The sequence below is a fragment of the Embleya sp. NPDC025285 genome, assembly GCF_055558835.1.
Genome location: NZ_JBVHLU010000016.1, coordinates 37,884 through 55,654, shown reverse-complemented (window position 1 = coordinate 55,654; position 17,771 = coordinate 37,884). Strand labels below are relative to the sequence as shown.

Here is a 17,771-nt window from a genome sequence, read left to right as displayed (position 1 = left end):
ATGCGCGTGATGGCCCAGATCGCCATGGTGATGAACCTCGACAAGTGCATCGGCTGCCACACCTGCTCGGTCACCTGCAAACAGACCTGGACCAACCGCGGCGGCGTGGAGTACGCGTGGTTCAACAACGTCGAGACCCGCCCCGGCCAGGGCTACCCGCGCCGCTACGAGGACCAACGGCAGTGGCAGGGAGGTTGGCGGCGCAACAGGCGCGGAAGGCTGCAACTGGCTTCCGGCGGACGGCTGCACCGACTCTCGCGGATCTTCTCCAACCCGAGAATGCCGACCATCGCGGACTACTACGAGCCCTGGACCTACGACTACCGCAACCTCACCGACGCCCCGCTCGGCGACGACATCCCGGTCGCCCGTCCGCGCTCGCTGCTCAGCGGCGAGCCGATGGAGATCACCTGGAGTTCCAACTGGGACGACAACCTCGGCGGCACCGCCGAACTCGGGCACCTGGACCCGATGGTGGCCAAGACCCGGGAGAAGGTCGCGGACAAGGTCCGCTTCGAGTTCGAACAGACCTTCATGTTCTATCTGCCCAGGATCTGCGAACACTGCCTCAACCCCTCGTGCGTGTCCGCCTGCCCGTCCGGCGCGATGTACAAGCGCAGCGAGGACGGCATCGTCCTGGTCGACCAGGACGACTGCCGCGGCTGGCGCATGTGCGTCACCGCCTGCCCATACAAGAAGGTCTACTTCAACCACAAGACCGGCAAGGCCGAGAAGTGCACGATGTGTTACCCCCGGATCGAGGTGGGGCTGCCGACCGTGTGCTCGGAGACCTGCGTGGGCCGGTTGCGCTACCTCGGCGTCGTCCTCTACGACGCGGACGCGGTATTGGCGGCGGCCTCCGTCGAGGACGACAGGGACCTGTACCGGGCCCAACTGGGCGTGTTCCTGGACCCCGAGGACCCCGCCGTGCGGCGCGCGGCCGAGGAGGCCGGCATCACCCACGCCTGGATCGAGGCGGCCCGCCGCTCACCGGTGTACGCGCTGATCGCCGAGTACCGGGTCGCCCTGCCCCTGCACCCGGAGTTCCGGACCATGCCGATGGTCTGGTACATCCCGCCCCTGTCCCCGGTGGTCGACGCGCTGACCTCGACCGGCTTCGACGGTGAGGAGGCCGGCAACCTCTTCGGCGCGATCGACACCCTGCGCGTCCCGCTCGAGTACCTCGCCGAGTTGTTCACCGCCGGCGACACCGCGCCGGTCCGCGCGGCGCTGGAACGGCTCGCGGCCATACGCTCCTACATGCGGGCGATCAACCTCGACGAGGAACCGGACGAGGCCGTGGCCGCCCTGGCCGGTCTTACCGGGCAGGAAGTGCGGGACCTGTACCGCCTGTTGGCGATCGCCAAGTACGACGAGCGCTACGTGATCCCCACCGCCGCGATCGGCGACGCCCGCCGCCTGGAGGAATCCGCGCTGCCCGGCGGATGCAGCCTGGACTTCGACGGCGGGCCGGGAATGGGCGGATCCGGGCCCTTCGGCGAGGCGTCCGGGAGACCGGTACCGGTGAGCGTGGAGAACTTCCACGCCCTGCGCGACCGCGGCACCGCCGACCGGCCCGCGGACACCTCGGGCCCCGGCGCCCGGGTGAACCTGCTCAACTGGGACGGCAACGGTCGACCGGCCGGGCTGTTCCCCGAACGCGAAGAGGGGGGCACGCACCGATGAGGTCGCTCACCAACCGGTTCCGGGCCAAGTCGGCCCGGCTCGACGATCGGTACTCGACAGCGGTGATCCGCCAGGCCGCCGCGTTGTGCCTGCACTACCCGGACGAGATCTTCCACTCCCGGGTGCCGCTGGTGCGCGGCGCGCTGGCACAGATCGTTCCGAGGCCGGCCGGCGCACTGCTGACGGCCTTCCTCGACGACGTGTGCGCGTGGCCGGCGGCCGAGCTTGCCGCGCACTACGTGACCGTCTTCGATATGCGCAACCGGCGGAGTCTGTACCTGAGTTGGTGGCGCGAGGGCGACACCCGACGGCGCGGCGAGGCACTGGTGACCTTCAAGCGCATCTATCGCGAGCACGGCCTGGAGTTCACCGGCGAGGAACTGCCGGACTTCCTGCCCGCGGTGCTGGAGTTCGCCGCCACCGGCGGTCCCGGACCGGCCGCGGCCGGCGAGGCGCTGCTGGGCGAACACCGCCCCGGCATCGAGCTGTTGCGGTTCGCGCTGCTCGACGTGGGGACCCCGTACGCGGGCGTCCTGGAGGCGGTGTGCGCAACGCTGCCCGGCGCCTCCCCCGCGGACCGCGCCCAGGCCCGCGCCCTCGCGCACACCGGGCCACCGCGCGAGGACGTGGGCCTGGACGGCTATCGAGCGCGCGGGGTCGAGCGATGAACACCATGTTGTGGGCGGTGCTGCCGTATCTGGCCCTGGTCGTCCTCGTCGGCGGGACCGTCTGGCGCCACCGCTACGACAAATTCGGCTGGACCACCCGCTCCTCCCAGTTGTACGAGTCGCGACTGCTACGGATCGGCAGCCCGCTGTTCCACTACGGCCTGCTGTTCGTGATCGCCGGGCACGTCGTGGGCCTGTTGATCCCGCAGTCGTGGACGGACGCGGTGGGCGTCGGCGAACACGCCTACCACGTCGCGGCCACCGCCCTGGGGCTGGTCGCCGCGCTGATGACAATCGCCGGCATCGTGCTGCTGATCCTGCGCCGGCGCACCACCGGCCCGGTGTTCTCGGCCACCACCCGCAACGACAAGCTGATGTACGTCTTCCTCGCCGGCACCATCCTCGCGGGCACCGCCGCGACGTTGTGGAACACGGTGGGCCCGCACGAGCACAACTACCGCGAGACGATCGCCCCGTGGTTCCGCAGCCTGTCCTACCTGCGGCCGAGAACGGAGCTGATGGCCGAGGCACCGACCACCTACCGGGTACACGTCGTGCTCGCGATGCTGCTGTTCGCGCTGTTCCCGTTCACCCGCCTCGTGCACGCCTTCAGCGCGCCACTGGGCTACCTCTTCCGCCCGTATGTCGTCTATCGCAGCCGCGATACCCGCTCGCCGGGCGCGACGGAACCCCGACGCGGCTGGGAGCGGGTCGGCCGGTAACGGCGGGGCCGGACTTCGCGGGGCGGAGTGCTCGGCAATCAAGGTCGGAGAGCGTGGTCGGAGAGTGTGGTCGGAGAGCGTGCGGCAGGGCATCGGGTGGCCGAAAACGCGTGGTCCGGGCGGCCCGAGGGGTCGGCGTTTGCCCCCCGCAAAGCCGGCAAATGCCTTGCGCGGTACGGAGTTTGCGAACAAGGATCGGGGGCGCTTTGCCTCTTCCACTCGCATTCCCGGAGGGAATTTCTCATGCGCAAGCGTGCCGCACTGCTGACCACGACACTCGCCATCGCGTCGATGACGGCGCTCGGCGCCCCGGCCCAGGCGACGACGGCGAAGGCCCCACCGGCCTCGACGACGGTGGCGTCGGCCCCGGCCCAGGCGGCGGCCGGCTGGCTGTTCATCGACTACTACACGACCCGGAACAAGTGTGTGGACGCCGGCCAGCAGTACCAGCGTGAGGGCTTCTCGACCTGGAAGTGTCCGTACGACATCCTCCTGGGCTACTTCGCGCTCTACGTCAAGTAGGCGCAGGGAGGCAGCCGCCCGTCGGCGCGTACCGAGCAGACGCCGAGCACGCGCAGTCCCCGTGTGCGCGCCGCCGACGCGCCTCGACGCAGGCCCAGACGTCGTGGCCCGGACGCCAACCGATCCTGGGGCTGCATCACTTGGCACCATCGGGCACATGCGACAGGCTGCCCGAGAGACGACGAACGACATGGATCGGCGTCTCGGGCAACACACCCACACGCGTGGTCGGGCGGGCTGCGGGCGACTCGGGGGCCTGGCCGGAGGTGGTACTTCGGCAGGGAGCGCCGAGCCCCGTCCGTAATCCACGCGGTGGGCCACATCGGGTATCCCGGGCAGTGGCGATCGGCGGCCTGGACAGCACGCCGCGAACCCCCACCCGGGATCCCGATCACCGATTCCGCGCGGGGCAGGACACCGACCGTCCTCCCCGTGCGTGGTCGTCGCACCGCGCCCCGACACCACCCGCGAGCCTCCCGACCCGGCGCCACCCGTGAGCCCCGATCCGGCCGAGGCCGGCACTTCCCGGTCCCCTCGCGCACATCGGATAGTGGCGCCCGACGTGTGTGGCTAGGTTCGACCACCATGATCAACCGAAAATCCGTACGGTCCAGACGACGTGTGCTGATAGTCGTCGCCGGCGCCGTGGCGATTCAGGTCGGATTGGGGGCCGGGGCGTTCGCGGCCCTGGACTCCGGGAGCTCGACCAAGGGCCCCACCGGACCGCAGGCGTGCACCACCCGCCCGAATCCGGACGCGCCGGAGGCCGGAGAGGAGCGCGGTTGCTTCTCGGTGGACGCCACCGTCGATCACGCCCTCGCGGTCGGCGAGACCGCCGGCGTCCGGTTCGTGGTGAGCGCCCAGATCGCGGCGAAGGGTGTGCGCGTCGAGGCGGATCTGCCCGCCAACCTCGCCTGGGTCGACCCGCCCGTGGGACTGACCCTGTCCTCGCATCCCTCGCCCAACCCCGTGCACCTGGGCGGCATCAACCGTGCGGGCACCGTGCGTTCGTTCAAGGCCGGGCAGTCCGTCACCTACACGGGACGGATCGTCGCGAAGGCGGCCGGTCCCGCGGAGGTCAAGGTGCGCGCCGCTGCCGACCTGCGCGCGGGAGTGGACGCCGCCGAGGACCTGATCCCGCTCACCGTGGGCGCGGCCCCGGGCATGTCGAGCTTCGGCGCGCAGCGGTCGACCGACGCGGACTCCGTCGAGGTCTCGCCCGACGTCACGCCGCAGGAATCGACACCGCACCTGACGGCCGAGTCGTTGTCCCCGGCCGGTCTGGCCGCACCCGCCGGCGACGACCCGCCGGCACCGCGCGCCCTCGTCGCCGCCGCGGCACCGACCGCCTGCGCGACCGGCAAGTGGCTGTACGTCGACGAGAAGGGTGTCACCCGGCCGGTGGTCAACATGACCGTCGAGGCGTGGGACGCCGACACGAGCAACGCGCACGACCGGCTCGCCTCCGGCCTCACCGGGACCAAGGGCGAGTACAAACTGTGCTTCGACAACGCCGAGAGCAACAATTCGGGCCAGGACGTCTACGTCAAGCTCACCACCACCAACAAGAACTGGCGCGTCCAGGCCACCGGCACCACGAACGCGTTCACGTTCAACACGCCCACGGTCTCCAACGTCGCCAACGGAAGCACCACCTCGTTCGGCGACCGCAAGCCCGGCGCGGCCGACAGGATGCGCGCGCTGCACGCGTTCGACGCGCTCAACGACGCGTGGAAGTGGGTACCGGGCAACACCTGCTGGGACGGCCTGGACACCACGTGCCGGCAGGTCGTGCTCAACTGGGCACCGGACTCGACGGTCGGCAACTACTACGGGAACAAGCAGATCCACCTCAAGGCGGACGCCCCCGACTCGCACATGACCGTGGTCCACGAACTCACGCACGCCATCATGGGCGACGTCTACGAGGACAACGCGCCGCCCATCCCCAACTGCAGCCCGCACGGTGTCTCGGCGAAGTCCTCGACGGGGTGCGCGTGGGTGGAGGGCTTCGCCGAGTGGGTGCCGGCGAGCGTGTACAAGGATCCGTACTACCGGTGGCCGAGCGGTGCGTCCATGAACCTGGAGACTCCCTCCTGGAGCACGTCGGGTTGGGACGACGGTGACGCGGTCGAGGGTCGCGTGGCCGGTGCGTTGATCGACCTCACCGACACCACGAACGAGGGCTCCGACGTCTACGGCGAGGCCGCCCCGGGCAATGTCTGGAACACGTTCCTGCGACACCGGTCCACGACATTCGCCGAGTTCTGGCAACAGCGCAGGGCCGACGGATACGACACCTCCGCGAACGGCCCGCTGAAGAGCCTGTACCAGAGCACGATCGATTATTGAGAAGGACGCGGTTCCCCGCGCGCCCGGCTTCGGGCGGGCGGGGAACCGGGCGCCGGCGCCCGGTCCCGACGACAGGCGCCGGCGTCGTCTTCTTCGGGGTCAGAACGAGCCGCCGCCGTCACCGCCCCAACCGCCACCGCCGTCTCCGCCCCAGCCCCCGAAGCCGCCGCCCCCGTCACCGAGGCCACCGAATCCACCGTCCCCCGCCCCGGCCGCGCCCGCCTCCGCCGCGTAGCCCAGGTTCATCGACGCGCCGAGTGTGGTCCCGATGAGCAGGCCCGGGAGCAACATGCCGCCGTACCACCCGGCCGCCCATGGACCGTAGGCGGGACCGGCCTCCCAGTACGGGCGACGACCGCCGGCACTGTCCACCTCGCGGATCTCCGGGTCCAGACCGTCGTCCAGGCGGGCCGCGTCGGCCGCACACACCGGTACCTCCCGCTCGGCGCCGTTCGCCGGTGCCCAGCGCATGTCGCGCACGGACGGACCGTGGCGCGGGTCGAAGAAGCACGGCGGTCGGCGTTGCGGCAGGGCCGCGCCGGTACGTCGGGCCGCCAGGGTCGCGAGGGCGAATCGTCCGTCGTCCAGGGCCTCGCTGACCGCACGCACATCCGCGGGTTCCCGGGCCGACGCCATGGCCGACTTCGCCCGTTCGTAGGCGTCGAGGGCCCTGGTCCATTCCTCGCGCATGGCGTCGTCGGAGTCGGCCGCCCCCGGATCGAAGGCGGCCCGATCGAGCGTCTCGCCGTATGCGGTGATGTCCTCGTCGACGACCGGCCGCACCTGCTCCAGTTCCTGCCGTGCCTGCGCCGCCCGGCGGGTGCGGGTCCGCCTGCGCAGCATGAGGATCGTGCCGGCTCCGGCGACGAGCACGGCCCCGACCACGGCGAGGCCGACCCACGACGAGCCGCCGTCGTCGCGCGCCGGTGCCGACGGCTGCTGCGCGTCGGCCGCGGCCCCGTCGACGAAGGCGGTCAGCAGGCCCGGTCCGTCTCCCTGGTGTGCGGCCAGTACGTCGCTCTTGAGGGTGGCGAGCCGTGCGCGGGACATCACCGACGCGTCGGCCGCGGCGTCGAACGTGCGACCCACGGTGACCGCGTACACGCCCGGTCGGCCCACCTGCTCACGCAGGCCCGACAGTACGGCCGCGGGCGAACCGGCCGACGCGAGTGGCGAGTCGGCCGGTACCGAGACCACGAAGATCGGCTTGTCGGCGGACCGGATCTTCGTCCGCAACGCGTCGGCGGTGGCCGACGGCAGCACGTCCTCGGCCGCCGGGACGGTGTACACGGGGTCGTCGCGCAGCGACGCGGCGATCGTCCCGATGCCGCCGCCGGCCGCCGCGTGGGCGGGCGCCGCCGCGAAGAGCAGGACCGCCAGCACGAGCGCGAGCCCGAGGACGGCCGTCTTCGGCGGTAGGCACCGGCACCGAAATGCGACTTTCGTCATGTATTCAGGCTACTGCCGCCGCGCCGGCCCGTGCGGAAGTCGGCCCCGTGCGGACGCCGGCCCCGGGAACAGGCAGGCCCCGGGAAGCCGTCTCAGCGTGTACGAGCGCGCAGCGTGCCCGGCGGCAGTCCGAGCATGCGCTCGGCCGTCCCGATCGACATGTCGTGCAGGGCGGGGTGGTCGAACGGCACGTCGTCGTTGCTGTACGCGCCGAGGCCGTCCACGTTGACGAGGATGTGCAGGGTGACCCCGAGCGGGTCGTCCGTCGTGAACTCGCCCGAGCGCACACCCTCGTCGACGAGCGCGGTGAGGGCGTCGCGGGTGAGCGACTCCTGTGCCCGCACCGCGGCGCGAAGACCGGGTTTGAACCGGCTGACGTGGCGTGCGTTGAGCCAGAGGCGGCCGAGGTCGACGAATTCGCCGTCGGTCAGGCGCACGAGAAAGCGGCCGAGTCGATCGACGGGGGCGAGCCCGGCCTCCTCCTCCGGCAGCAGCGCCGCGCGTTCCTTGGTGGCGGCGTGCGTGAACGCCTCGCTCACCAGGTCGTCGGCGGCCGGGAAGTAGTGGCCGATCAGTCCGGGGCGCACGCCGAGTTCGTCGGCGACGCGACGGAGCGTGATGCGCTCGAGACCCTCTTCGAGCGCGATCCGCGCGGCGGTTGCGACGATCTCGGCGCGACGCTCCTCGGGCATCTTGCGAACCCGCGTCGACGGGGGGCTTGACGTCATACCGACCACCCTATTGGATGTGTGGCCAATACCCCATTGGCCAAGAGACCAATAGCAGTGGTTGCTAGCGGTGTGCCTCGAGAGGTCTCGACGTATGAACCACGCACTCCCCACGGCGGCCCCCGACGACTGTGCCCGCGACCGTGCGGGTCGCCCGGAGACCCGAGGCATCGACCAGGTCCCCGTCACCGAACGGCACGGGCGAGCCCGTGAACTCTTCGCCATCTGGGCGGCCCCGAACGTCAGCTACCTGAGCTTCGTCATCGGCGCGACGCTGGTCCTGATGGGGCTCTCGCCGGTGCAGGCCATCGGTGTCGCACTCGTCGGCAACCTGCTGTGGATCCTCACGGGCGTGGTCGCGATCAGCGGTCCGGCCGCCGGCACGAGCGGGTCGGTGGTCTCCCGCGCCATGTACGGCGTGCTGGGCAACAGGATCGTCCTGGTGCTCACCGGATGGCTGATCGCATCCGCCTATCTGGCCCTGAACTGGTCGGCCGCGTCGGTCGCGGGCATCGGCCTCGCGCGGCGCGTCGGCCTCCCGGACAATTCGGCCGTCGAGGCCGTGATCGTCTGCGCGATAGCCGGCGCGACGCTGCTCGTCGCGATCTACGGGCACGCGACGATCGTGCGGCTGTACGCCGGCCTCAGCACCTTCCTGACGATCGTGTTCGTGGTGGTGACGGGCTACGTTCTGGCCGAGACCGACTGGTCCTACGCGCCCGCCGAACCGCTGCACGGAGCCGCCCTGTTCGCCACCCTCACGGCGGGCTTCACGATCATCGCCTCCACGCCGCTGTCCTACAGCAACAGCCCGGACCTCGCCCGCTATCTCCCCCGCGGCACCAGCCCCGTCGCCATCGCCGGGTGGACGGCCTTCGGCGCGTACCTGCCGAGCGTCGTCTTCACCGGCGTGGGCGCGCTGGCGGCCACGAGCCTGGACATGAGCGATCCGCAACGTGCGCTGGAGAGCATCCTCCCGGGCTGGTTCGTCCCCGTGTTCGTCATCGCGGTCGTCTGCAACACCGTGGCGAACAACGGCATGACGGCCTACAGCGCCGGCCTCGCGGTCCAGTCCGTCGGCATCCGCCTCGCCCGGATCCCGGCCGTGCTCATCATCGGCGTCCTGGGCACGACCATGACGCTCTTCGCGATCCTCGTCTTCGACTTCCTCACGAGCGTCAACACGATGCTCGAACTCGTCGTCGTGGTGACGGGGCCGGCCATGGCGGTTGCGGTGACCGACCTGGTTCTGCGGCGCAACCGCTACGACGGCTCCGAGCTGCTCGCCGAACGGCGCGACGGCCCGTTCTGGTATCGCGGCGGTGTGCATTGGGCCGGGATCCTCGCCATCACCGTCGGCGGGATCATCGCCGCGATGTGTGTGACCACCAGCTTTTGGACCGGCCCCGTCGCGGCCGGCACGGGTGATCTCGACCTGGCCATTCCGGGCGGGATGCTCACCGCGGCGGCGATCTACTGGGGCCTGTGCCGCTTCCTTCGATCGATCCCCGATGCCTGACGCGCCCCTCGCGCACCGGTGGCCCCCGCGCGCCCGCGCCCCCTTGTACGCCCCGATCCGGACGCCCCGAACCGGGCACCCCGGTCCGGACGCCTCGACTCCGACGCCTCGACTCCGAAAGAGAACCAACCCGTGCACGCCGATGTCATAGTGCTCGCCCGACACGTCGAACATCTCCGCACCGATACCGCGGCACCGCCCGCCGACGCGGTCGCGATCCGCGACGGTCGCATCCTCGCCGTCGGCGACGCGTCGAGCACCGCGTCGTTGCGCGGTCCCGAGACGACCGTGTACGAGTTCCCGGACGCCACGATCCTGCCGGGCCTCACCGACGTGCACGCCCATCCCGTGTGGGGCTCCATCTCGATCGGCAGCGGCGTCGACCTGTCCGGGGCCCGCACCCTCGACCAGGTGTGCGACCACCTGGCCGAAGCCGTCGACGCACAGCCCGAGGACGGCTGGATCACGGGCTACGACCTCGACGTCAACGCCTTTCCCGGCGAGCCCACCGGTTCCGTGTTCGGCGAGCGTTTCCCCGGGCGCGCGATCTCGCTGATGACGCGCGACGCGCACGCGCTCGTGGTCAGTGCCCATGCCGTGGAACTCGTCGGCCTGACCGGTCGTGAGACATTCACCGACGCCTCCTCGGTCGAGGTCGGGCCGGACGGCCGCCCGACCGGATACGTCGTCGAACTCCAGGCGATGGACCTGGTGTTCGCGCACTATCCGGAGGTCTCCGTGGACACCGCCGCCGAGTACGTCCGACACGAACTCGAACGCCTGGCCCGCGCCGGCCTCACCGGCCTGCACGCGCTGGACTTCACCGACCCGTCGGAGGCCGTGTATCGACGCATCGAGGAAGACACCGACCTGCCGTTGCGGATCCGCTGTTCACCTCTGGTGGCGGCCGATTCCGGTCCGGACGAGTGGCGGCGTGTCGCCGGTCTCCAGGGTCTGCGGGGCCGACGCTGGCACGTCGAGGGGGCGAAATTCATGCTCGACGGAACCGCGGACAACGGCACCGCCTGGTTCGAGCGCCCGGACACGCACGGCGAGAACTGCGAGCCGCTGTGGCGCGACGTGGACGCCTATCGCGCCGCGATGCGGTTCTTCGTCGAGCGTGGCATCCCCACCGCGACGCACGCGATCGGCGATCGGGCCGTGCGCTTCGCGCTCGACGTGATCGAGGAGGTCGGGTCCGTCGTCCGGGGTCCGCACCGGATCGAGCACGTCGAATCGATCCCCGACGACCTCCTCGGCCGGTTCGCCGAACTCGGCGTCGTGGCGAGCCTGCAACCCGCGCACGCCACCCGACACACACGCGGGGACGGCACCGACAACTGGTCGCGCCGCATCGGCCCCGATCGCGCCGCGCACGGCTGGCGTACGCGTGACCTCGTGGACCATCACGCCGTCGTGGCGCTCGGATCCGACTGGCCGATCGGCCCGGGCGACCCGCGCGTGGGGCTCGCCGACTGCCAACTGCGACGCCCCGTCGAGGAACCGGGCAGCACGCCGGTACATCCGGAGCAGGCGCTCTCGGCTCGCGAGGCCTATGCGGGCATGACGCTCGCCGCCGCGCACGCCGGCGGCGCCGGCCACGAACTCGGGCGCGTCGCCCCGGGTTACCTCGCCGATCTCACGATCCTCGCCGCGAATCCGCTCGACCTGACTCCCGAGGCCCAGGCCGACAACGCCGTCCTGGCGACGGTCGTCGACGGCGACGTCCGCCTGTACACCGACCTCCCGAAGGAACGCTCGTGATCGTCATGCCGAACCCCCATCCCGATTCCCGCCCGCACATCGTCGCCTCCGCGATCGATCCACACGCCCGCGGCGTGGCCCGCGGCGCGGGACTGCGCGCGGGGATCCACGACGCGGTCGAGATCTACGACCGGCTCTTCGCACTCGGCGGCATCACATCGACGCGGGCGCGGGCGGATGCCGCGCGAGCCCTCGACACGATCGACGACTTCCGTCCCGGCGCCCGCGCCGAGATCGAGGGCATCGCCGAGGGAGCCCGGGTGGAACCGTGGCGCGTCGCGGCGCTCAACGCGCGCACGGAGATCCTCGCGCGCAGCACGGTCGTGCCGCCGGGCGAGTGCACCACGATCGTGCGCCGGCTCGGAGACGGCGACTCCGCGGCTTCACGCACGTTCGGCATCCAGACCTGGGACTGGCACGTCGAGCTGAGCGATTGTTGGCACACGCTCGAATCGCGCGGCGGCAGGCACGACGTGGTCGGCCTCACCGAGAACGGCATCCTGGGCAAGATCGGCGTCAACAGCGCCGGCCTCGCCCTGCACTTCAACATCCTCGGTCACCTCCGCGACGGTGTCGGCGGCGTCCCCGTGCACGTACTCGCGGCGATCGTGCTGGAAGAGGCCGGCAGCGTCGCCGAGGCGGTGGAGATCGTCCGCGGCGCGCCGATCGCGTCGTCGGGATCGTTCTCGCTCTTCGACGAATCGACGGCGGTCCTGCTCGACGTGAGTCCCGTCGGCGTCTTCGAGATCGCACCGCAGAACGGCGTCCTGGTCCGCACGAACCACTTCCTCTCCCCGACGCCCGCGGCCGACGAGAAGACCTGGCTCTACCAACCCGACTCCGGTGAGCGCTACGACTTCGTGCGCGCGCGTCTCGCGCACCGGGGCGCGCCGAACGCGGCCGACGAATTGGTGGACTACCTCGTGACGGGAGCCGGCGAACCACCCGTGACCTGCCGCGCCGATCCGGACAAGCCACTGGGGCAACGCTGGGCCACGCTCGCGACCGTCGTCCTGGAACCGGCCGCACGCACCGCGACCGTCCTGGACGGCACACCCGCCGAAGCCGCCTCGCGGGACTGGCGCACGCTCCGGGCCTGATCGCGCAGATGCCGCGCGGCGGGGTCGCGGGGTGTACGCGCCTCGGGAATCGGCGTGGCCGATCGGGGCCGGGCCTCAGCGCCCGGTCGCGTGGCCCTGTCCGCCGGACCGGTGTACGCCCGCCGTCAGCGCGCCGGTCTCCGGATCGCGGGCGACGGCACACAGCCGGCTCACCGAACCGGGCTCGACGACGGTCAGGTCGTGCCCGCGGCGGCGCAGGTCGTCGAGCACCGCCGGTCCCAGGCCGGCCTCGGCGGTCACGCCGCCGGGCAGCATCTCGCGCGGGTAGAACGAGGAAGGAAAGCTGTCCTGGTGCCAGTTGGGCTCGTCGATCGCACCCTGGACGTCGAGCGTGCCGGCGGTTCGGCCGCTGAGCGTGAGGGCGAGCAGGAAGTGGGTCTGCCATTGGTCCTGCCGGTCGCCACCCGGCGTGCCGAAGGCCAGGACCGGGACGCCGCCGCGCAGGGCCAGCGAGGGACTGAGGGTGGTGCGCGGCCGACGGCCCGGAGTCAACGAGTTGGGCAGGCCCGGTTCGAGCCAGGTCATCTGGAGTCGGGTACCGAGCGGAAAGCCGAGCGTGGGGATCACCGGATTGGACTGGAGCCAACCGCCGCTGGGGGTGGCCGAGACCAGGTTGCCCCAGCGGTCGACCACGTCGAGATGGCAGGTGTCGCCCCGGGTGGCTCCGGTCGGCGCGACCGTCGGCTCACCCGTCCCCGGGTGGTGCACGCGACTCGGTTGCCGATCGCGGTGTCCCGCCGCGCGGTCGGCCGCCTCGCGTGCGTGTCGGCCGAGGATCGGGGTACGTCCGCCGGGCCGACCCGGGCGCAGCACGTAGGATGCCTCGCGGCCGATCAGGGCACGTCGGTCGGCGCTGTAGTCGGCGCTGAGCAGGTCGTCCAACGGCACCTCGGCGGCGTCCCCGTACCAGGCCTCGCGATCGGCCATCGCGAGTTTGCCGCCCTCGATCAGGGTGTGCACGTACTCGGCGGATCCGTAGGCCGGTTCGTCCGCGAGCAGGGCCAACTGCTGCAACATGACCGGCCCTTGGGACCAGCCGCCCGGCTTGCACACCTCCCAGTCCCGCCACCGCCGACGGATCGGTCCCTCGTACGCCGCCGACCAGTTCGCCAGGTCCGCGCCGGTGAGGGTGCCGGCGTGCCGCTCACCGGAGGTGTCCATGGTGGGTCGGGCCGCGAACTCCGCGATGTCCAGGGCCACGAAGCCCTCGCGCCAGCAGCGGCGGGCCGCGTCGATCTGCGCCTCGCGATCGCCGCCGGCCGCGGCCGCCTCGGCCAGCACACGCCGCCACGTGTGCGCGAGGGCTTGGTTGCGCAGGGGTCGGCGCGGGCTCGGCGTCATCCCGTGCGGGAGGTAGACCTCGGCGGAGGTGGTCCATTCCGTCTCGAAGAGCTCGCGCATGCGGGTCACGGTCTGCGCGACGCCCGGAAGCGGCAGGTGCCCGTGCTCGGCGAGGCCGATCGCGTGATCGAGCACCGTCGCCGGCGACTTGCTGCCGTGGTCGCGCAACAGCAGCATCCACGCGTCGAAGGCTCCCGGCACGGCGGCGGCCAACGGGCCGGTGCCGGGGACCAGTTCCAGGCCCAACCCGGTGTAGTGGGCGATGCTCGCACCCGCCGGCGCGATGCCCTGACCGCATAACACTCGCACTGGGCCGCCGGCGGGTGCGAGCAGAATCGGCACCTCGCCGGCCGGTCCGTTCAGGTGCGGTTCGACGACATGCAGTACGAACGCGGCCGCGACCGCGGCGTCGAACGCGTTCCCGTCGTCCTCCAGCACCGCGAAGGCCGCCTCGGAGGCCAGCCGGTGGGTGGACGACACCATGCCGAAGTCGCCCCGAAGCGCCGGTCGAATGCCCATGGCCGGACCGTACGCCGGCGCCGGCATCGCAACAAGAGCGCGGGTTCGCCCGGAGTCCGGTGCCCGTTGGCGTTGACGTCGGCGTTGCCACGCACGGACCGTCGACCGGGCCGCGACCTCGCACGTCCCGTCCCGCGACCTCGCCCCTCACCCCTCGCCGCGTCCACTGGCCGGACACGGACACGGTCTCGTCTTCGGCCCGCTCGGGCTCACCCGTCGTGTGCCGCGGGTTGCGTGGGAGTCGACCGTGCCCGTGCGCGTCGCGTCGGCGACCGCGGCGGTGGGAGTCAGTCGGACTCTTCCCGGTCGAGGTACGCCTGGTACCGCTCGGCGGTGAGGAGGTCGTTCAGGCTTTTGGGATCGACGAGGGTGACCTCCACGACCCATCCCTTGTCGTAAGGGTCGGTGTTGAGGAGTTCGGGTTCGCCTTCGAGGAGTTCGTTCACGGCGATGACGCTGCCGTCGACGGGGGCGTAGATCTCGGTGACGGCCTTGACCGACTCGACGCTCCCGAGCGCCTCCGTGGCCTGAAGCGTGTAGCCGACGGTGGGCACCTCCACGAACACGACGTCGCCAAGCTGCTTTTGCGCGAAGTCGGTGATGCCGATCCGGGCCTTGCCGCCCGTGGTCGGCAGGATCCATTCGTGGTCCTGGGTGTACTTGCGGTCCGCGGGCACGGTCGTCATATCGGTCGGTCTCCTGCCGATGTCATGCGTACGCCGACGCGAGATCCGCGCACGGCCGCGACCAGCCTGACGCAGAGGAGACCCACCGGAACAGTGCACTCACCCGAAAGGCTCCATTACGGACATGCCGCCGCATCGCCGGCCCGCAGCCGACCGGGCACGCCCCGTCGGCACGTTCTCCGTCACGTTCCCCGGCACGCCCACCGGCGGGTTCTCCGCCGGTTCACAGACGGCAACTGATCTCCATGCCGTCCTCCACCGGGAACGTCACGTTGTGATAGCCGTTCTCCGGGTCGCGGACGTAGTCGAGATACGGCTGCAGACTGCTCAGTTCGACGTCGTCGGCCACGACCAGCGTGCCGGGCCGCAGGCGTGGCTCCAACAGGCGCAATACCGGCAGGCACAAGTCCTTCCACCCGTCCAGCAGCAGGAAGTCGGCGGGGGCGTCCAGATCGCGGAGGGTGTCCCGGGCATCTCCCTCCAGCACGGTGATCAGGTCGTCCAGGCCGGTCTCGGCGAAGGTGCGGCGCGCCGCGGCGATCTTTTCCTTGCTCATCTCGGTGGTGACGACGCGTCCGGCGCCGTTGTCGCGCACGGCCGCGGCCAGGTACAGCGTGGAGATCCCGAAGGACGTGCCGAACTCGACGACCGTGCTCGGGCGCGCGGCTCGGACCAGGTTGTACAGCAGTGCTCCGCCGTCGGCGGAGATCGGCATGTAGACCTCGGCCGAGGCGTCGGCCCGTTCCTGGGGTGACAGCGGGGCGAAGCCGCCGGGCAGTTCCGCGTCGCGCCGGGCGGCGACGGTGTCGTCCTGTTCGGCTTCCTCGAACATCCTGCCGAGGGCCGTTCGGACTCGGGGGTCGGCGAGCGTGAGGGTGGGTGTCATGAAAGCTAGGCTAGACGCAACGTCACGTCTTTTCTAGATGCAATATCCTCGGCGCGGGGAGGCGAGAAGATGACATCCGAGACTCACAGGGCCACGGCGGATGACGCCACGCCGGCCGGCACCGGTGGATCCGGGCGGGCACACCACGGCAACCGGCACGGACGCAGCGAACAGGCCCGCAGGGCGGTTCTCGAGGCGGCCGACGACCTGCTCGCCGAGAAGGGATTCGCCGGCGTCACGATGGAGGGCATCGCCGCGCGAGCCGGCGTGGCCAAGCAGACCATCTACCGTTGGTGGAGCACCAAGACCGACGTCCTGATGGACGCCTTCCTCGAGGACGCCGCAGAGGACCTGTCGCCGCCCGATTCCGGCGACCTCGCGGGGGACCTGCGCGACTACCTGCGACGGTTGGCGTACTTCCTCGCCGAGTCCGACTCCGGGGCCGTCTTCCGGGCGCTGATCGCACAGGCTCAGCACGATCCGGCATTCGCCCGGGACTTCCGGGTCCGATGGCTCGACGCGCAACGCGGTCGCGATCGCCTGCCGTTGGAACGCGCCATGAACGGCGGCTCGTTGCCCGCCGATCTCGACATCGCGACCGAGACGGACCAACTCGTGGGCCCGCTCTACTATCGCGTACTGGTGACCGACGAACCCATCGGCGACACCTTCACCGACGCCCTCGTCGACGCGTTCCTGGCCCGACACGAGCCGGCCCCACGAACGCGGCCCTGACCCGAATCGCCCCACGTGGCCACCCGACGCCCGGAGGGCGGCCTCCCGCCCGACTCGGGTGCGCACGGTCTCGACCCGACGGGTCGTGCCGGCATCCGCCCTTGCCGTCGCTACGTTCGGGCCGTGGATATCACGTACGAATGGCGGGGCGACTTCGACGATTCGGCCCTCGAGGAGTTGCACGCCGAAGGGTTCGACCACCCGATCGGGCGGATCCCCTGGCGCGCACGGCTGGAGCGGCACAGCCTCGGCTGGGTCTGTGCGCGCGAGGACGGCCGCTTGATCGGCTTCGTCAACGTTGCCTGGGACGGCGGGGTCCATGCCTTCGTCCTGGACACGGTCGTGGCTCGGCGCGCCCGGTCCCGGGGCATCGGCTCCGTGCTGGTCGGCACGGCCGCCGAAGGGGCCCGCGCGGCGGGGTGCGCATGGCTGCACGTCGACTTCGAGGAGCACTTGCGGTCGTTCTATGTCGATGTCTGCGGCTTCGGCGAGACCGCGGCGGGCCTGATCGCGTTGTGAACCCGTGGCCGACCCCTCGGGTTCCGGGGCGCGGACCGGGCGCTTCGGTCGATCCGGGCGGTCCGACGGGGCGAACCGGTCCATCCGATCCGGCGTGAAGTGGACCAGTCATGCGGTCCGGTCCGCCTCTACGTTTGCCGCCATGAACGAAAAAAGCGGTGGGACCGTGCTGACATCCCTCCTCCACCAGATACCGCCCTTCCTGCCGACCCCCACCGAAGCCATGACGATGACGGTCGAACTGCCGCCGGGCGACCCGGGGACACCGCCGCACCGGCACTCGGGTCCGGTCTTCGGTTACATGTTGGAAGGCGAGATGGTCTTCGAACTCGAAGGCGAACCCGAGCGGATCATCCACGCCGGCGAGGCGTTCTGGGAACCGGGCGGCGACGTCATCCACTACCGGGCCGGCAACAACCTCACCGACGCGTGGAGTCGCTTCGTGGTGGTCATGCTCGGCGTTCCCGGCGAACCCATGCTGACCGTCGTCGACGAGCGTGAACTGGCCGAACGGCGGGACCGGCGGGCGCCCCGACCCACCCCGTGAGTACCGC

At 71.0% G+C, this 17,771-nt stretch carries 16 protein-coding genes; 11 read left to right on the top strand and 5 right to left on the bottom strand.

Going from position 1 to position 17,771, the window contains the following annotated elements:
• The 5 genes from narH to ACZ4FV_RS13270 all read left to right on the top strand — a co-directional run bounded on the left by narH (position 1) and on the right by ACZ4FV_RS13270 (position 5,950).
• Positions 1-1,686 carry a nitrate reductase subunit beta gene (narH, locus tag ACZ4FV_RS13290; RefSeq protein WP_395860637.1) on the top strand — a complete coding sequence of 562 codons (1,686 nt, stop codon included), beginning with the start codon at positions 1-3 and terminating at the stop codon, positions 1,684-1,686.
• Positions 1,683-2,354 (top strand): nitrate reductase molybdenum cofactor assembly chaperone, encoded by a 672-nt coding sequence (gene narJ, locus ACZ4FV_RS13285; RefSeq protein ID WP_465322649.1) that lies wholly within the window; start codon positions 1,683-1,685, stop codon positions 2,352-2,354. The genes narH and narJ overlap by 4 nt, the downstream gene beginning before the upstream one ends.
• The gene (narI, locus tag ACZ4FV_RS13280) at positions 2,351-3,076 is read left to right on the top strand and encodes a respiratory nitrate reductase subunit gamma (protein ID WP_395860641.1); all 726 of its coding nucleotides are present in this window, start codon (positions 2,351-2,353) and stop codon (positions 3,074-3,076) included. The genes narJ and narI overlap by 4 nt, the downstream gene beginning before the upstream one ends.
• Positions 3,077-3,319: 243 nt before the next feature.
• Entirely contained in the window at positions 3,320-3,598 is a 279-nt protein-coding gene (locus ACZ4FV_RS13275) for a hypothetical protein (protein WP_395860643.1), read from the top strand.
• Between the two features lie 621 nt (positions 3,599-4,219).
• Positions 4,220-5,950 (top strand): hypothetical protein, encoded by a 1,731-nt coding sequence (locus ACZ4FV_RS13270; protein ID WP_465322648.1) that lies wholly within the window; start codon positions 4,220-4,222, stop codon positions 5,948-5,950.
• Positions 5,951-6,049: 99 nt separating this feature from the next.
• Here the strand turns inward: ACZ4FV_RS13270 and ACZ4FV_RS13265 are convergent, their stop codons facing one another.
• Positions 6,050-7,399, bottom strand: a complete 1,350-nt coding sequence (locus ACZ4FV_RS13265) for a hypothetical protein (protein WP_402233736.1) — start codon at positions 7,397-7,399, stop codon at positions 6,050-6,052.
• A gap of 92 nt (positions 7,400-7,491) precedes the next feature.
• Positions 7,492-8,127 (bottom strand): TetR/AcrR family transcriptional regulator, encoded by a 636-nt coding sequence (locus ACZ4FV_RS13260; RefSeq protein ID WP_395860647.1) that lies wholly within the window; start codon positions 8,125-8,127, stop codon positions 7,492-7,494.
• Between the two features lie 94 nt (positions 8,128-8,221).
• Between ACZ4FV_RS13260 and ACZ4FV_RS13255 the strand changes: the two genes are divergently transcribed.
• The 3 genes from ACZ4FV_RS13255 (at position 8,222) to ACZ4FV_RS13245 (ending at position 12,510) form a co-directional block, all read left to right on the top strand.
• The gene (locus ACZ4FV_RS13255) at positions 8,222-9,646 is read left to right on the top strand and encodes a purine-cytosine permease family protein (RefSeq protein ID WP_402233738.1); all 1,425 of its coding nucleotides are present in this window, start codon (positions 8,222-8,224) and stop codon (positions 9,644-9,646) included.
• A gap of 132 nt (positions 9,647-9,778) precedes the next feature.
• Entirely contained in the window at positions 9,779-11,410 is a 1,632-nt protein-coding gene (locus tag ACZ4FV_RS13250; protein ID WP_402233740.1) for an amidohydrolase, read from the top strand.
• A gap of 5 nt (positions 11,411-11,415) precedes the next feature.
• Positions 11,416-12,510, top strand: coding sequence for a C45 family autoproteolytic acyltransferase/hydolase (locus ACZ4FV_RS13245; RefSeq protein WP_395860975.1), 1,095 nt, complete (start codon positions 11,416-11,418; stop codon positions 12,508-12,510).
• 75 nt (positions 12,511-12,585) lie between these two features.
• Here the strand turns inward: ACZ4FV_RS13245 and ACZ4FV_RS13240 are convergent, their stop codons facing one another.
• The 3 genes from ACZ4FV_RS13240 to ACZ4FV_RS13230 form a co-directional block, all read right to left on the bottom strand.
• Positions 12,586-14,391 (bottom strand): gamma-glutamyltransferase family protein, encoded by a 1,806-nt coding sequence (locus ACZ4FV_RS13240; RefSeq protein WP_402233742.1) that lies wholly within the window; start codon positions 14,389-14,391, stop codon positions 12,586-12,588.
• A 287-nt stretch (positions 14,392-14,678) separates the two neighbouring features.
• Positions 14,679-15,077 carry a glycine cleavage system protein GcvH gene (gcvH, locus tag ACZ4FV_RS13235; protein ID WP_395860655.1) on the bottom strand — a complete coding sequence of 133 codons (399 nt, stop codon included), beginning with the start codon at positions 15,075-15,077 and terminating at the stop codon, positions 14,679-14,681.
• A 223-nt stretch (positions 15,078-15,300) separates the two neighbouring features.
• Positions 15,301-15,963 (bottom strand): O-methyltransferase, encoded by a 663-nt coding sequence (locus ACZ4FV_RS13230; protein ID WP_402233744.1) that lies wholly within the window; start codon positions 15,961-15,963, stop codon positions 15,301-15,303.
• Between the two features lie 69 nt (positions 15,964-16,032).
• On the opposite strand from ACZ4FV_RS13230, the gene ACZ4FV_RS13225 reads away from it, so the two are divergent.
• The 3 genes from ACZ4FV_RS13225 to ACZ4FV_RS13215 all read left to right on the top strand — a co-directional run bounded on the left by ACZ4FV_RS13225 (position 16,033) and on the right by ACZ4FV_RS13215 (position 17,764).
• A complete protein-coding gene (locus ACZ4FV_RS13225) occupies positions 16,033-16,698 on the top strand; it encodes a TetR/AcrR family transcriptional regulator (RefSeq protein WP_395860659.1) in 666 nt (221 codons plus the stop codon).
• Positions 16,699-16,821: 123 nt separating this feature from the next.
• Positions 16,822-17,217: a GNAT family N-acetyltransferase gene (locus ACZ4FV_RS13220; protein WP_395860661.1), complete on the top strand. Its 396-nt coding sequence runs from the start codon at positions 16,822-16,824 to the stop codon at positions 17,215-17,217.
• Positions 17,218-17,359: 142 nt separating this feature from the next.
• The gene (locus tag ACZ4FV_RS13215) at positions 17,360-17,764 is read left to right on the top strand and encodes a cupin domain-containing protein (RefSeq protein ID WP_395860663.1); all 405 of its coding nucleotides are present in this window, start codon (positions 17,360-17,362) and stop codon (positions 17,762-17,764) included.
• The last annotated feature ends 7 nt before the right edge of the window (positions 17,765-17,771 follow it).

Bases quoted from the DNA above. Each gene is read 5' to 3' on its own strand.
- narH (WP_395860637.1), top strand. From the start codon at position 1: ATGCGCGTGATGGCCCAGATCGCCATGGTGATGAACCTCGACAAGTGC.
- narJ (WP_465322649.1), top strand. From the start codon at position 1,683: ATGAGGTCGCTCACCAACCGGTTCCGGGCCAAGTCGGCCCGGCTCGAC.
- narI (WP_395860641.1), top strand. From the start codon at position 2,351: ATGAACACCATGTTGTGGGCGGTGCTGCCGTATCTGGCCCTGGTCGTC.
- ACZ4FV_RS13275 (WP_395860643.1), top strand. From the start codon at position 3,320: ATGCGCAAGCGTGCCGCACTGCTGACCACGACACTCGCCATCGCGTCG.
- ACZ4FV_RS13265 (WP_402233736.1), bottom strand. From the start codon at position 7,399: ATGACGAAAGTCGCATTTCGGTGCCGGTGCCTACCGCCGAAGACGGCC.
- ACZ4FV_RS13260 (WP_395860647.1), bottom strand. From the start codon at position 8,127: ATGACGTCAAGCCCCCCGTCGACGCGGGTTCGCAAGATGCCCGAGGAG.
- ACZ4FV_RS13255 (WP_402233738.1), top strand. From the start codon at position 8,222: ATGAACCACGCACTCCCCACGGCGGCCCCCGACGACTGTGCCCGCGAC.
- ACZ4FV_RS13245 (WP_395860975.1), top strand. From the start codon at position 11,416: ATGCCGAACCCCCATCCCGATTCCCGCCCGCACATCGTCGCCTCCGCG.
- ACZ4FV_RS13240 (WP_402233742.1), bottom strand. From the start codon at position 14,391: ATGGGCATTCGACCGGCGCTTCGGGGCGACTTCGGCATGGTGTCGTCC.
- gcvH (WP_395860655.1), bottom strand. From the start codon at position 15,077: ATGACGACCGTGCCCGCGGACCGCAAGTACACCCAGGACCACGAATGG.
- ACZ4FV_RS13230 (WP_402233744.1), bottom strand. From the start codon at position 15,963: ATGACACCCACCCTCACGCTCGCCGACCCCCGAGTCCGAACGGCCCTC.
- ACZ4FV_RS13225 (WP_395860659.1), top strand. From the start codon at position 16,033: ATGACATCCGAGACTCACAGGGCCACGGCGGATGACGCCACGCCGGCC.
- ACZ4FV_RS13215 (WP_395860663.1), top strand. From the start codon at position 17,360: ATGAACGAAAAAAGCGGTGGGACCGTGCTGACATCCCTCCTCCACCAG.